Genomic DNA, 14,808 nt, shown 5'->3' on the forward strand with positions numbered 1-14,808 from the left:
TTGCATCTTGTTATATAACAATTTTTGTATCATTAAATCATTTTAAATAATATTAAACATATAAATTAAATCATAATATATGGTGGTTAAATGAGAATTTTACTAATTCATTCTGATTATTTAAATTATACTGTAAAGAACAAAACACCTGTTGCTGAAGAAATTGACGAGGCTAAAATGCAAGGAGCTTTCGATGACTCTTTAGTAGTGTTTACAAGTGTTGAAAAAGAAGACGAAGATAATCCAGAAGGTATTGTTAAAAATTTAGTCAGTGAAGTTAAAAAGACCAATGAACAAGTTAAAGCTGAAAATATTGTATTGTATCCATATGCTCACTTATCTTCATCATTAGGTTCTCCAAAAATAGCTATTCAAATTTTAAAAGACACAGAAGAAGCTTTGCTTGCTGAAGATTTAAATGTTATAAGAGTACCTTTCGGATGGTATAAGGCATTCGAGATTTCATGTAAGGGTCATCCATTAAGTGAACTTTCAAGAACAATCACTGCAGATGCTGAGGAAGAAAAGGTTGAAAGGAAACCTTCAACCTGGCAAATTCTTGAAGGAGATAAGATCACTCAAATTGATGACTTTAAATTTGAAAATAAAGCTTTTAAACAACTCGTTGATTATGAACTCGGACAAGGGGCATCTGATGAAGGTGAACCTCCACACGTTAAATTAATGAGAGAAAAAGAAATCTGCGATTATGAACCGGCATCCGATGTTGGAAACCTCAGATGGTATCCTAAAGGAAAGTTAATCAGAGATTTGTTATCTGATTATGTTTACGATTTAACTGTAAGTCGTGGAGCAATGCCTGTTGAAACTCCAATTTTCTATGATTTGGATAATCAGGCTATTTACGAACATGCTTACAAATTCGGTGAAAGGCAATACCGTACTGACACTAAAAAGAAATTAATGCTTAGGTTTGCAGCTTGTTTCGGTGCATTTAGATTAATGAGCGATTCATACTTAACCTGGAAGAATTTCCCTGCAAAAATTTTCGAATTGACCAGATACAGTTTCCGTTATGAGAAAAAAGGTGAAGTTGTTGGTCTTAAAAGATTAAGGGCATTTACCATGCCTGATTGCCACTCATTCTGTTGTGATGTACCTTCATCTTTAGATGAGTTTTCCGCTCAAACTGACATGTGTATGCAAACAGGTAAAGATTTGAATTTGGACTTTGAAGTGATTTTCAGAGCAACCCAAGACTTCTTTGAGGAAAACGAGGAATGGATGTATGAAATTGCTCGCAAATTCAAAAAACCTATCCTTTTAGAAATCTTGCCTGAAAGACACCATTATTGGATATGCAAAATCGATCTTGCAAATATTGATGCTTTAGGCCGTCCAATTGAAAATCCGACTGTTCAGATAGATGTTGAAAGCGGAAAAAGATTTGGAATTACATACTTAGGTGAGGATGGAGAGCAGCACAATCCAACAATCCTGCACACTTCCCCAACTGGAAGTATTGAAAGGGTTTTATGCGCAATGCTTGAAAAAACTGCACTGGAAATAAATGAAAGAGCACCGATGTTGCCAACTTGGCTAAGCCCAATTCAAGCAAGAATTTTAACAGTTGGAGAATCACACAAAGAGTTTGCCAGTGAACTTTATGATAAAATCAATGCTTCTAACATTCGTGTTGACATTGATGATAGAGATGAAAGTGTTGGTAAAAAAATCAGAAATGCATCTCAGGAATGGATTCCATATATTTTTGTTGTAGGTGACAATGAAATGGAATCAGGCAAATTCCAAGTGACTGTTCGTGAAACCGGTGAAAAGGTTGAAATGACTGTTGATGAATTAATAGCTGAAATTAAAGAAAAATGTGAAGGAAAACCTTTCAGAAGATTGCCTTTGCCTAAGGATATTTCAAGAAGGATTAACTTCCAATAATTATATTTATCAATAAAAATAAATTATTAAATGTTATTATATTACGGAGGAAATTTAATGGACCCAATGTACAGAATAGGAGAAGCTCTTATTGGAGATGGACCTGAATTAGCTCACGTTGATTTATTGATTGGTGATAAATTCGGGCCTGTTGGTCAAGCTTTTGCTAATGGATTATCCAATTTATCTGTTGGACACACTCCTTTAACAAGTGTAATCAGACCAAACTTAATGACTAAACCAGCTACTTTAATTATTCCTAAAGTAACTGTTGGAGATTTAGATGATGCTAGTAAAATATTTGGACCTGCACAAACTGCCGTTGCAAGGGCAGTAGCTGATGCAGTGGAAGATGGATATATTCCAAAAGACATTGTCGAAGACATTGTTATTAATGTAAGTGTATTTATCGACCCTTCTGCAAAGGATTTCAGAAAAATATATCAATACAATTACGGAGCTACAAAATTGGCTATTAGAAGAGCAATGGAAGGTTACCCATCTATGGACAAAGTACTTGCAGAAAAAGATCGTGGAACTCACCCAATTATGGGATTCAGAGTACAAAAACTTTGGTCTCCACCATATTTACAAGTTGCACTTGACCTTGACAACTTGGATGTTATGGCTAAAATCATTGAGGATTTGCCTGACAAAGAAAGAGTGCTTCTCGAAGCTGGAACTCCACTCGTTAAAAAATTCGGTGTTGGAGTTGTTGGAAAAATCAGAGAATTACGTCCGGATGCATTTATTATTGCTGATTTAAAAACTTTAGATGTTGGTCGTGTAGAAATCAAAATGGCTGCAGACGAAACTGCTGATGCAGTTGCTATTTCTGGTCTTGGTACTATCGAATCAATTAAAAAAGCAATACATGAAACTCAAAAACAAGGTATTTACTCCATCCTTGACATGATGAATGTTAAAGACTTCGAAGAAAAATTATCTCAAATACCTGATGATTTAAAACCGGATATAGTATTATTACACAGAAATGTCGATTTAGAAACTTATAAAGCTGAAAAAGGTGAAGATACCAGTGAAATGACTGAATGGGGTAACATCAAAAAGATTAAAGAAATCATTGGTGGCGGCTTAATTGCAGTTGCTGGTGGTATTAAACCTGATAATGTTGAAGAAGCTATCGACAAAGGTGCAGACATTATTATTGCAGGAAGATATATTATCGGTTCTAGAGATGTAAGAAGATCTGCTCAAGACTTCTTAGCACATTTCCCACCTGATCCAGATAATATGAGACTTGCGATGGATGAAGACGAACAAGTAAATTAGATTAATTTCTAATTTATTTTCTATTTTTTTTAAAGGAGTTTTTATTATGGGATTTTGTAATTCATGTGGTAGACCAATTGTAAAAGAAGATTACGGGACAAACAAAGATGGAAGTCCAAATGATGAATTTTGTATTGACTGCTTTCAAAACGGTGAATATACAGAACCGGATATAACTCTAAATGAGATGATTGTAAGAAAAACAAAAGAAATGATGGAAAAAAATCCTAGATTGCCAGAAACTCAGGCAACCGGCATTACAGCAATGTTCATTCCAGGATTAAAAAGATGGAATCCGGAATTCCAGGATGATTATAAAACTCTTTAACTTCTACTTTTTAAGATAAATTCTTTTACTTTGTTGGCTATGAACTCATCATGGCTTTTAGTAGATTTGATATTGTAGATTTCTTCTTGTAGGTCATTATATTTGTCAACTAAATCATTGTATTCAAGGCGCAGGGTATCATAGTCCTTTTCTAGACCTTCATTAAGCTCATAAATCTCCGCATAACTAGTCCTTGTAGAGAGATTTTCATGTTTTAGCTGGTCATATTTATCAGTAATTTGAGCATAACTGTCCTTAATATTTTCGTGTTCTTCTTTTAAGGTTGAGCATTTTGTTTTAAGGTTTTTGTTTTCTTCTTTAATGCTTGAATATTTGGTTTTGAGGTTTTCATTTTCCTCTTTGATGTTGACGAATTTTGTTTTGAGATTTTCATTTTCGATAATTAGCTTGGAATGTTTGTCTTTAATGTTTTCGTTTTCTTTTTTCAAGTTATCGAGATTATTTTCATGCAGAGAAGTATATTTATCTTCAATTTTACTTAAAGCATTATTTTTTTCAGCCAGTTCAGCTTTCAGTGCTTCAATTTGTTTTTCATATTCTAAAGTGGATGGATTATTATTATTTTTAAGCTGCTCTTTCAATACCTTCACTTCCTCTACAAGTAAATAATTAGCTATTTTTAAAGATTCATTTACCTCTTCCATGCTTTTAAGATTTTCAATCTCATCGTGAGGGATAATTAATACTTCTTCCTGGTTATTGTATATATCTTCGTTTTTAGGAACTGTTATTTGAATTTGTTCTGTGGTGTATTTTTTTCTCTCACCATTTTTCAGTGTCCTGTGATATTCTCTAGAATATTTTTTTACAATACCTTTACCCATCTTCATAACATATCCCAACGATTTATATATCTGTGTATGAAAGTATAAATATTTTTAGAATATTGTCATTTTTTGAGTTTATCTTAATATTTCTTAAAAATCATTAACTTAAAATATTTTTATTTAAAATTCTATAAATTAATATCAACAGTGAAGGTTTTGATAACATGAAAGTTTTTGGTATTTGTGCCAGTCCAAGAAACAATACAACAGAATATGTTTTAAAAAATGCTTTATCCAAGTTAAACGAGCACAATTTTGAAACTGAGATTTTCACATGCAGCGGAAAGGACATTAAACCATGCATGCATTGTGATTATTGTTTGGAAAATAAGAAATGCATTATTGATGATGATATGAAACATGTCTATGAAGGTCTTCAAAACTCGGATGGAATAATATTGGCCACTCCGATTCAAAGCGGAGGCATAAGTTCTAATTTATCAGCCATAATGGATAGGACACGTGCTTTGGAAGCTATCGATTATAATCTGTTAAGAGGTAAAATTGGAATGAGTATTGCAGTCGGCGGAGACAGGACCGGCGGTCAGGATTTTGCACACTTAAAAAATATCACTTATTTTATGATACATGGCATTATTCCAGTAAGTGGCGGGCCATTCGGTTCCAATTTAGGAGCTTCATTTTGGTCAAATGATTCATTAGATGATATCAAAAATGATACATATGGAATGGAGTCTTTGGATAGAACTTTAACTGAATTTGAAAATTTCCTAAATAAGTATATTTAAATAGTAAAAATAATATTATATTTATAATAACTGATTTTTTAAAGGTATATCATGGCAAATAAGTTAGTGAGAGGCAGTTTGATAATTTTTATAGGTAACATTATTTTCCGTATAGGCGGTTATCTGTATCGTTTTTTAATGGCTACATTGCTTGGGCCGGTAAATAATGGTATTTTAGGAACAACAATGTCTGTTCAAGGAATTTTTCAAACTCTAGCTTCTGGGGGTCTTCCTCCAGCTATTTCTAAATATATTGCCGAATATGAGGCCGTTGATGACCATAACATGGCTAGGCAAACTATTTATACTGCATTAAAGATTATGGTTTTCCTGGGATTGTTATTGGGATTTTTAATGATTTTTTTCATAGCTCCAATATTGGCTAATAATTTCATGCATAAACCTCAAGTCATGGTTCCGTTACAAATCATTGGTTTGATTACCCCTTTTAGTGTCGTTTTAGGAGCATTTAGAGGCGCATTTCAGGGAGTTTATAAGATGGAATATATTGTTTATACCCGTGCAATTGAGCAATTGGGAATGATCTTATTTGCAACAGCATTTGTTTTAATAGGATTTTCTGTTATTGGGGCTCTATGGGGTACAGTCATCGGTTATGCGCTTGCTGCAGTTTCTTCTGTTTTAATATTCAAATTTTTCATGCCGAAATATATTCCTCAACCTACCGGCGATTTTGAATTTTCATTGCGTGATGAGCTTAAATTAGGAATCGTGCTGGTTAGATTTTCAATTCCTGTAATCATAACTGCAATTGCCGAAATGCTTATTTATAACATTTGTACTCTTATTATGGGCAGATTTCTAACATTGGCAGATATTGGATTTTTCACAGCGGCGGATCCTATTGCTAGATTGCCTTTAATGATTTCTATTTCAGTAGCGACTACAATTTTGCCCGCTTCATCTGAGGCTTTTAAACTTAAAGATATTTCATCACTTCAAAAGTATGTTGGAGAATCCTATAAAATTTCATTGTTATTTGTAGTTCCGATGTGTGTTGGCCTTGCTTTATTTTCAGCACCTATCTTAAGGTTGCTTTATTTCAAAATTCCCGCTTATGTTGCCGGTGCTCCTGCTTTGGCAATACTGTCTATTGGTATGACTTTTTATTCAATATTTGCAATATCAACCAGTATCATCCAAGGTATTGGAAACCCTAGAATTCCAATGTATATTTTAATATTTGGTTCTATCACTACTGCAGTTCTTTGCTGGATATTTGCTCCAATTTTAGGCATTGCCGGGGGTGCGGCCGCTACAACAATTGCTTGTTTTTTAATGATGATTCCATGCATTTACTTTGTATTTAAATTAACTGAAACCAAAGCCCCTAAATTGCCCGTTTTAAAAATATTGGCTGCAACAGGTATTATGGGTTTATTCGGGTTACTTATTCCAAAAACAGCATTATGGCTATTCCCTGGAATTATCGTTTGTATGATTGTTTATTTCTTTGCATTGATTTTGGTTAAGTTTTTCACAAAAGAAGATATTGAGACTTTAAGAGAATATTCATCTAAACTGGGTCCTTTATCTAAAATAGTTAATAAATTATTAGACTTTGTTGAAAAAGTGGAATTTAGAAATAAATAAGAAACTTATTAATATAAGAAAGATATAAACTTTATTAATTATAATTGGGGGATTATAATATGACCGATGTAAAAGCGGGTGTTGAGTATAAAATCAATATTGATGGAAACTCTTTCCTGTTGGACAGTAAGAAATTCCAACTGTTAGAAAATATTCTGGATACAGGATCACTTACCGCAGCTGCGAAATCAATCAAGGTATCTTACAGGACTGCATTAAATTATATTGAAAAAATTGAATCAGCACTAAATGTTAAAATTGTGAATACTACTAAAGGGGGAAAAGGTGGTGGAGGTGGGACTTCACTTACCGAAGAAGGATATTCTATTTTGAAAGAATGTAAAAAAATTAATGCTATTATGGAGCTTCATAAGGATGTTAATGAGATTGAATCAGAAATCGTTGACATTAATGAAGCCAGAGGAGTCATGACAATCAAGATGAATGACTTTGAAATTAATGCTCCATTAAATAGGAATTATGAAATCGGAGATAAACTATTAGCTTTAATAAGTTACGATAATATTTTCTTAATGCTGGAACCTCAGACATCCAGTATACGCAATATCTTAAAAGGTCAAATTGTTGAAATGAAACTTGAAAATGAAGTTATTCGTGTAAGGATTGATGTTGGCGGCATTAATATATATTCAGACATTACCTTATCTGCTGAGAAGGAATTAAACCTTAATATAGGTAAAGAAATCTATGTAGGATTTAAGGCAATGTCCGTTGCTACTTTAAAGTTATAGTTTCAAGGTGAATGTATGTTACAAATTTTAGTTGATGAAGAGGAATGCATAGGTTGTGGCAACTGTTTTGATATTTGTCCTAAAGCAGCTAAAATTTGGAAAGTTGACAGCGTTGCACATATATTGGATTTGAGATATTGTCATGTTTGCACACTATGCGCTATGGAATGTCCTACAGATTGCATTAAAATCATACGTCCTGGCGAAGAGGTGTAAATGCTTAAAGCTTAAATTAATTATTTTGTGGGTTAGATTATGAGTAGAAATTCAAACGTTTCAAGAAAAACTTCCGAGACAGATATTATCATTAAGATGAATCTTGATGGTACAGGTAAATATGATATCTCAACTGGTGTTAATTTCTTTAATCACATGTTGGAATCATTTTCTAAGCATAGCATGATTGATTTGGATGTGATTGCTTCCGGCGATATTGAAATTGATGACCACCACACCATTGAGGATGTTGGAATATTGCTAGGTGAAGCTTTCTTGCAAGCAATTGGTGATAAGAGAGGCATTAAAAGAATGGCACATGCTATTGTTCCAATGGATGAATCTGTTGCAACCGTTGCGATTGATATTAGCGGACGCAGCTACTGCAATATGGATCTTGATTTTAAAAATGAAAAAATCGGAGACATGACTTCTGATATTATAATCCACTTTTTCGAGTCATTTGCAAGTTCAGCCAAATTAAATATTTATGGAACTGTTGATGGGGTAAATGACCACCACAAAGCTGAAGCTGTCTTTAAGGCATTTGCTAAATCTTTAAAAGAAGCTATTAAAATAGAACATGATGAAATTCCTTCTACAAAAGGAGTATTATAGCTATTAATTTAGCTATCTTTTTTTTATTTAATTTTTAAAATTTAAATTTCTAATTTAGTAATGGATTGGAAAAATAGCTGGTTTTTGAAAAACGTTAAAAAAAAGAAAAAAATAAAAGTAGCGTTAAGCTACTTATTGTGGTTTTGAGATTAACTCTGTTTTACAACCTGGGTTTCCTTCTTTCATGTGAGGGGTTCTTAAAACAGTGTCGTTTGCTTTTTCGATTTCTCTTGCTTCTTGTGCTAATTTAGCAGCACATGCAGCAATTTCGTGAGCAGCAGCTACTAATGGGATGAAGTTTTCGAAACCTTTGGTCATGAAACAACCTTTCATGTCTAAGTTTGCAACGGATCCAGCCATTTCGTATGCAGCAATAGCTTTTGCTTTTGCGTATGGGTTTGCGAATCCACCAGCTTCTGCAGCTTTTTCAGCAGTAATAATGAGTTTAGGTAATTCGATTTCTTCGCCTGCGTCTGCTTGTGCAATTACAGCATCAATGGTTTTTTGTACTAATCTTAATGCTCCGGTTTCTGCTAATACTTTTAAGATGTCGGAGTTGAAGATTGCCATTTCAGTTGGGTCTAACCATTCTCTTTTTGCACCAATCATTGGGTCGGACATTACAATAATGTAACCTAATCCTTGTTCGTCCATTTCATCTTTCTTACCTTTACCTGGTGCGTCACCAATGATAATAGCAGGAACATCTTTTTCAGATAATAATTCTCTTGCTTTAGCTGGTCCAGGAGCACCTGGGTTTGGGCTAATGAAAATTGCGAAATCAGGTTCGAAAGCGTCTATTTTAGGAACAACGTCTTCTACTTGTTCTGGGTTCATTTTTGCTCCAGATCCAAATGTTCTTACATCGATATTTGGTCTGTCTGCTCTTTCGTCTAACAATAGGTCAATTACTGGTGAAGTACCAATATTACCACTTTTAATAATAGCAATTTTAACTACCATAATTAAGTCTCCTTTTTCGATATTTATAATTTTAATTCAAAAACTATTTAAATTTTATTATTTATTATTTTTAATCATTCAGTTAATAATTTTAATTGACATTATTCATTATTTTAAATTATTTCACATTGTTTATACATTCATTTGGATATCTATAATTTTCTTTAATGAAATAAATGTAAAATTTGGTAATTTTCATGAAAAATATCCCAAAAAAATCAATGAAAAAGTTGACTATTGTTAAAAAATTTTGAAAAATAGAATGAGTGGTTCCGACGAGATTCGAACTCGTGATCCCCTCCTTGTAAGGGAGGTATCATACCACTAGACCACGGAACCAACAAATATTATTATGGTTTTATTATTATATAAGCATTTCGGTATTTCCAATTTTTATGGGTAAAGTTAATTAATTAATAAATATATAATTAATATTACAATAAAAAAATTGAAGTGATAAAATGGCTTGGGATGACAAAGCTGGTAAAATATGGATAGATGGAAACATGGTAGATTGGAAAGATGCAAACATTCATGTACTTTCTCATGTTGTCCATTATGGTACAAGTGTTTTTGAAGGAATTCGTGCATATAAAAACGAAAAAGGCGTAGCAGTATTTCGCCTAAAAGAACATGTACAACGTTTATTTGATTCTGCAAAAATTTATAAGATTGATATTCCTTATACTCAAGAAGAAATTGAAGAAGCGATTTTAGAGACTGTTCGTGTAAATGATTTAGATGGTTGCTACATACGCCCAATCGTGTTTAGAGGATATGGTGAACTTGGTGTAAACCCATTAAACTGTCCTGTTAATGTAGTTATTGCTGCTTGGGAATGGGGATCATATTTAGGAGAAGAAGGAATGGCTAATGGTGTGGATATTGGTGTTTCCTCATGGAGAAAACCTGCACCGGACACTTTCCCTGCTCTTGCTAAATGTGGTGCAAATTACATGAACTCTCAATTAGCAAAATTGGAAGCTATTGATAATGGATTTGATGAGGCAATCATGCTTGATTACGAAGGCCATGTATCTGAGGGTAGTGGAGAAAACATCTTCATTGTGGAAGGTGAAAAATTATTCACTCCTGCAATGTCTTCATCAAACCTTAAAGGTATTACAAGAGATTCCATCATGACCGTTGCTCGTGATTTAGGTTATGAGGTTGTTGAAGAGGTTATTTCCAGAGAAAGACTATACGCTGCTAATGAAGTATTCTTCACTGGAACCGCTGCAGAAGTTACTCCGATTCGTTCCATTGACCACAGAACCATTGGTATAGGTAAAAGAGGACCAATTTCTGAAAAATTACAATCTGCTTTCTTTGATATTGTAGAAGCAAAAGTTGAAGACAAATACGGTTGGTTATCTTACATTTAAGCGAGGTAGTCTATGGATATTATCCAAGGAATTATTATTGGTATTGTTCAAGGATTAACTGAATTTTTACCAGTCAGTAGTTCAGCACACTTAGTGTTTATTCAAAATATTTTAGGGGTTGAAAGCTCACTTGCTTTTGACACCTTCCTTCATTTAGGATCATTGCTTGCAGTTTTATGGTTCTTCCGTGGGGACATTATCAAAATGCTTAAGTCATGGTGGTTGAGCATTGGAGATTTGCTTCAGGGAAGATTTAAGCAAGGTTTTATTGATGACCCTTATAAGAGACTTGCATGGTATGTGATTTTGGCAACCATTCCTGTAGGTTTTGTTGGAGTGTTTTTTGAAGATTCAGTAGAAGCATTATTTGCTGGTGCTCTTTATGTTCCTGCATTCTTTTTGTTTGTAACTGGTACTATCTTGTACTTGTCTCAAAGAATGACTAGTGGTGAAGTTAATTTTAATAATATCGGTGCAAAAGAAGCATTGTTTATGGGTTTAGGTCAGGCATGTGCGATTTTACCTGGACTTTCACGTTCTGGTACAACAATAGCGGCAGGTCTTGTAATAGGGTTGGATAAGGAATTTGCAGCAAAATTCAGTTTCATATTATCCATTCCGGCTATTCTTGGTGCTTTTTTGGTGCAGTTAAAGGACATAGGCTCTGCAATGGATGTTAACTTTTTGCCGATATTTTTAGGTTTTGTTGCTGCTTTCATCGCAGGTTATGCGGCCATCAAATGGATGCTTGAATTGATTCAAAAAAGAAGTTTGGATATATTCGCTTACTACTGTTGGATAGTAGGTATAGTCGTATTTATGGGTTCAATTGCCCACATATTTTAAAAATAATATTATAGAGATTGTTTAATCTCTATTTACATACTTTTTCTATTTTTTTTCTAAGTTTTTCAACGGAATTTCCTAAAACAAGTGCTGTATACATGGCTCCTCCGGCTCCGGCACCTTCTTTAACAAATCCTTTCAAGTAATTTTTCAGCCCTTCGTGTTCTGATTTCCCAAATTCGGGATCTACAACATTAACGGTAATGTTATCATCGATTTGTTTTAAAATTCCGAATAGGTCTGCAGTTTCATCACCTGCAACAAACACTGTAGTGGCGAGGTTAATTCTTGAAAAATCAAAATTAGGTTGCACAGATTTTATAATCGCACAAGCCGCAGCCATTTGGGTTCCTCCTGCCAAGATGATAGGGATATCTGAACCTAAAACAATTCCGGCTATTGCAGGAAGTGTAGGGTCGCCTACTGCAGCTATGGCTTGAATTGCATCAATATCCTCTTTTTCCGGGTCGAGGCCTGCATTTTTTAATCCTTCATCTACAATTTTTGTTTTCATGTCATGGGGATTATGGGGCATGCTTCCACTAACTTTTTCATTGGCATCATAACCCAAAGCTCTCAGTACTCCCAAAGCGGTTGTAGTTCCGGCAGCAATACTTTCGCCAATTATAAGCATTTCATGTCTTCTTGATAACTCGGAACCTAAATCCTTTGCATTTTCAAATATTTCTAATGGGTTTAAAACACCTTTTCCAGTTCTGATGTCTCTGCCATATTCTTTTCCTAAATTAACATATTTGACATCTGGCTTAATTTTAGAACCGGCATCAACAATAACAAATGGGATATTTGCAAGTTGGAGTGCTGCTTTTGTAAGTCTTGCTGGAGTTGGTGCGGCAGCATCACCTACAACGGTTTCAGCTGGAGCTTCACAGCATCTTACATCGCCCAAAACCATAAATTCCGCATCTGAAGCAGGAGTATATTCAGTTAAATCCGCTGAAGGGCCTGCACCGGAAAGACCAGGTATCAATGAAGTTTCAGTTGTACCAATTGTAAGTAAAAATACAGGGTCATCACATTCCTGTAATTTTTTAGTTAATTCATCAGATCCGTATGTTGTAACTCCATCAATCATCTTTGTCACCTAATTTTTTTAATTGTTCTATGATAATCTTATTTTGATTAATAATTTTTTTATTCTGATTCATTATTTTGATTAGCATTTCCCTTTCAGGCAATTCATTGTCGCTAGGGAAAGTCTGACCATCTCTAGCCCTTGGGGGGATTTTAATTTGGTCTTTTGGAGGAAGTGATTCATTTTTAGGCATTGGTGGTATTACTCCCTTTGAAGCACTGTCTTCATTACTTATCAAATCGACGTATCTGTAGGGTACTTCAACTTTTCCCCTTTCTTCTAGAAGTTCCATCAATCTTTCATCCACTTGGTCTATGCCAACTAATTGTTCCTGTTCTACTTCGTGGACTAACCTTTTTTGAATGTTATATGCATTGTAAATTGCAATTCCACGTGTTTGACATTCCTTTTTAAACATATCACTTATATTAACGTCTCCAGTTAACTTTTTAACTCTTTTTTGTTCTGGAGTGTTTGCACTATAAAATCCCATACTTTCACTTATGTTTTTTAAATTTAAAAAATATTTTTATATTTTTAAGTAATAAATACTAATTAATTAAATTTTTCAGTTGATAATTTTGATAAGTCTGGGTATTGAAGGAACTGCGGAAAAGACCGGTGTAGGCATTGTTGACAGTGATGGGAATATAATAGCCATGGCTGGAAAGCAATTGTTTCCTGAAGAGGGAGGGATACATCCGAGGATTGCTGCGGAGCATCATGCCCATTGGATTCCTAAACTCATTCCTCAAGCTATTGAGGAGTCCGGCCTTTCCTACTCTGACATTGATTTGGTTTCATTTTCACAGGGTCCGGGGTTGGGTCCGGCCTTAAGAATTGTTGCAACTTCAGCCAGAAGTTTGGCTTTATCTTTAGATAAACCAATAATCGGTGTAAATCATTGTATTGGACATGTTGAAGTTGGAAAACTTGATACTGGAGCTGTAAATCCCGTTTCACTTTATGTAAGTGGCGGAAACAGTCAGGTAATTGCTTATGAAAGTGGGAGATATAGGATTTTTGGAGAAACTTTGGACATAGCTATTGGAAATTGCCTTGACCATTTCGGTCGTGAAACTGGACTTGGCCATCCTGGCGGGCCGGTTGTTGAAAAATTGGCCAAAAAAGGTTCGTATATTGATTTGCCTTATGTTGTAAAGGGAATGGACTTTTCATTTTCAGGATTGCTTTCAGCCGCTTTAAGGGAGGCTCAAAAAGGCACTCCAATGGAAGATATCTGCTTTTCACTTCAGGAAACAGCTTTTGCCATGCTTGTTGAAGTAACTGAACGTGCATTGTCTCACACTCAAAAGGATGAAGTGATGTTGTGCGGTGGTGTTTCAGCCAATTCCCGATTACGTGAAATGCTTAAGACAATGTCAGAGGAGCACGGTGCCAAATTTTACATGCCGGAGATGAAATTGTGCGGTGATAATGGGGTCATGATTGCATGGCTGGGTCTTCTGATGTATAATGAATTTGGGCCTATGGATCTGTCCCAAACCGGAATCATACAAAAGTTTAGAACCGACGAAGTTGATATTCCATGGATTGACAATACCAAATCCTATCTGAAATTAAGTGATGATTTGATCGCCAAGGGTGCGGAGTCAAATATCGTAAAGTCAAGCTATTTGGGCCAAAAGGCCGTCCTAAAAGATAGGATTTCAAAAAACTATAGGGCACCTGAAATTGACAATAAGATTAGAAAAGCAAGAACTAAAGAGGAAGCGAAATTATTGTCCGATGCCAAAAGGGCAGGGGTTAAAACACCTGTGCTTTATGATGTCGATTTGGAAAACAAGTCAATATTGATGGAAGAAATTGATGGTAAGATGGTCAAGGATGTAATCGACGAGAAATTATCCTTTGAGATAGGTTCACAAATTTCAAGGCTTCATAGTGCAGGCATTATTCATGGTGACATTACCTCTTCAAATATAATGCTTCAGGACGATAAGCTGGTTTTCCTTGATTTCGGTCTCGGCAGGTATTCTGATTTGGATGAAGATAAGGCAGTTGATTTGCTTGTTTTAAAGAAATCACTTCAAAGCATTGACTATAATTTGGCATTAAAGTATTTTGATGCTGTTTTAAAAGGATATGATAATGATGTGGTCGCCAATAAGATATCTGAGATTGAATCACGCGGCAGGTATACTCATTAGTTAACTATATAAAAA

15 protein-coding genes and 1 tRNA gene are annotated in these 14,808 nt (G+C 34.6%); 11 read left to right on the forward strand and 5 right to left on the reverse strand.

Features of this window, described 5'->3' with window-relative positions:
• Positions 1 to 90 precede the first annotated feature (90 nt).
• From IJI93_RS05495 to IJI93_RS05505, 3 genes are all read left to right on the forward strand, one after another.
• Positions 91 to 1,914 carry a threonine--tRNA ligase gene (locus tag IJI93_RS05495; protein ID WP_292821039.1) on the forward strand — a complete coding sequence of 608 codons (1,824 nt, stop codon included), beginning with the start codon at positions 91 to 93 and terminating at the stop codon, positions 1,912 to 1,914.
• 66 nt (positions 1,915 to 1,980) lie between these two features.
• Positions 1,981 to 3,207, forward strand: coding sequence for a bifunctional 5,6,7,8-tetrahydromethanopterin hydro-lyase/3-hexulose-6-phosphate synthase (locus IJI93_RS05500; RefSeq protein WP_292821241.1), 1,227 nt, complete (start codon positions 1,981 to 1,983; stop codon positions 3,205 to 3,207).
• Between the two features lie 46 nt (positions 3,208 to 3,253).
• Positions 3,254 to 3,535 (forward strand): zinc ribbon domain-containing protein, encoded by a 282-nt coding sequence (locus IJI93_RS05505; protein ID WP_292821041.1) that lies wholly within the window; start codon positions 3,254 to 3,256, stop codon positions 3,533 to 3,535.
• On the opposite strand, the gene IJI93_RS05510 is transcribed toward IJI93_RS05505, so the two are convergent.
• Positions 3,532 to 4,386: a phosphoserine phosphatase gene (locus tag IJI93_RS05510; protein ID WP_292821043.1), complete on the reverse strand. Its 855-nt coding sequence runs from the start codon at positions 4,384 to 4,386 to the stop codon at positions 3,532 to 3,534. The two genes, IJI93_RS05505 and IJI93_RS05510, sit on opposite strands and share 4 nt — an antisense overlap.
• Positions 4,387 to 4,547: 161 nt before the next feature.
• On the opposite strand from IJI93_RS05510, the gene IJI93_RS05515 reads away from it, so the two are divergent.
• Genes IJI93_RS05515 through hisB form a run of 5 tightly spaced genes read left to right on the forward strand, consistent with a single transcriptional unit; the run spans position 4,548 to position 8,332 of the window.
• Positions 4,548 to 5,132, forward strand: coding sequence for a flavodoxin family protein (locus IJI93_RS05515; protein WP_292821045.1), 585 nt, complete (start codon positions 4,548 to 4,550; stop codon positions 5,130 to 5,132).
• A 51-nt stretch (positions 5,133 to 5,183) separates the two neighbouring features.
• The gene (locus IJI93_RS05520; RefSeq protein ID WP_292821047.1) at positions 5,184 to 6,746 is read left to right on the forward strand and encodes a flippase; all 1,563 of its coding nucleotides are present in this window, start codon (positions 5,184 to 5,186) and stop codon (positions 6,744 to 6,746) included.
• Positions 6,747 to 6,805: 59 nt separating this feature from the next.
• Positions 6,806 to 7,498, forward strand: a complete 693-nt coding sequence (locus IJI93_RS05525) for a TOBE domain-containing protein (protein WP_292821049.1) — start codon at positions 6,806 to 6,808, stop codon at positions 7,496 to 7,498.
• A 15-nt stretch (positions 7,499 to 7,513) separates the two neighbouring features.
• Positions 7,514 to 7,714: a 4Fe-4S binding protein gene (locus tag IJI93_RS05530; RefSeq protein WP_292821051.1), complete on the forward strand. Its 201-nt coding sequence runs from the start codon at positions 7,514 to 7,516 to the stop codon at positions 7,712 to 7,714.
• A 39-nt stretch (positions 7,715 to 7,753) separates the two neighbouring features.
• Positions 7,754 to 8,332, forward strand: coding sequence for an imidazoleglycerol-phosphate dehydratase HisB (hisB, locus tag IJI93_RS05535; RefSeq protein ID WP_292821054.1), 579 nt, complete (start codon positions 7,754 to 7,756; stop codon positions 8,330 to 8,332).
• Positions 8,333 to 8,464: 132 nt separating this feature from the next.
• On the opposite strand, the gene IJI93_RS05540 is transcribed toward hisB, so the two are convergent.
• Positions 8,465 to 9,295 carry a F420-dependent methylenetetrahydromethanopterin dehydrogenase gene (locus IJI93_RS05540; protein ID WP_292821056.1) on the reverse strand — a complete coding sequence of 277 codons (831 nt, stop codon included), beginning with the start codon at positions 9,293 to 9,295 and terminating at the stop codon, positions 8,465 to 8,467.
• A gap of 267 nt (positions 9,296 to 9,562) precedes the next feature.
• A tRNA-Val gene (locus tag IJI93_RS05545) sits at positions 9,563 to 9,634 on the reverse strand.
• Between the two features lie 122 nt (positions 9,635 to 9,756).
• On the opposite strand from IJI93_RS05545, the gene IJI93_RS05550 reads away from it, so the two are divergent.
• Entirely contained in the window at positions 9,757 to 10,680 is a 924-nt protein-coding gene (locus IJI93_RS05550) for a branched-chain amino acid transaminase (protein WP_292821058.1), read from the forward strand.
• Positions 10,681 to 10,692: 12 nt separating this feature from the next.
• A complete protein-coding gene (gene uppP, locus IJI93_RS05555; protein ID WP_292821060.1) occupies positions 10,693 to 11,526 on the forward strand; it encodes an undecaprenyl-diphosphatase UppP in 834 nt (277 codons plus the stop codon).
• A 28-nt stretch (positions 11,527 to 11,554) separates the two neighbouring features.
• Here the strand turns inward: uppP and cobT are convergent, their stop codons facing one another.
• Both cobT and IJI93_RS05565 read right to left on the reverse strand, forming a co-directional pair.
• Positions 11,555 to 12,622 (reverse strand): nicotinate mononucleotide-dependent phosphoribosyltransferase CobT, encoded by a 1,068-nt coding sequence (cobT, locus tag IJI93_RS05560; RefSeq protein ID WP_292821062.1) that lies wholly within the window; start codon positions 12,620 to 12,622, stop codon positions 11,555 to 11,557.
• On the reverse strand, positions 12,615 to 13,115 hold the full coding sequence (locus tag IJI93_RS05565) for a hypothetical protein (RefSeq protein WP_292821063.1): 501 nt from the start codon (positions 13,113 to 13,115) through the stop codon (positions 12,615 to 12,617). Before IJI93_RS05565 ends, cobT begins: the two co-directional genes overlap by 8 nt.
• 79 nt (positions 13,116 to 13,194) lie before the next feature.
• Here IJI93_RS05565 and IJI93_RS05570 point away from each other — a divergent pair, with 79 nt between their 5' ends.
• Positions 13,195 to 14,793: a bifunctional N(6)-L-threonylcarbamoyladenine synthase/serine/threonine protein kinase gene (locus IJI93_RS05570; protein WP_292821064.1), complete on the forward strand. Its 1,599-nt coding sequence runs from the start codon at positions 13,195 to 13,197 to the stop codon at positions 14,791 to 14,793.
• The last annotated feature ends 15 nt before the right edge of the window (positions 14,794 to 14,808 follow it).

The sequence above is a fragment of the Methanobrevibacter sp. genome, from assembly GCF_017431965.1.
Classification (GTDB): Archaea; Methanobacteriota; Methanobacteria; order Methanobacteriales; family Methanobacteriaceae; genus Methanocatella.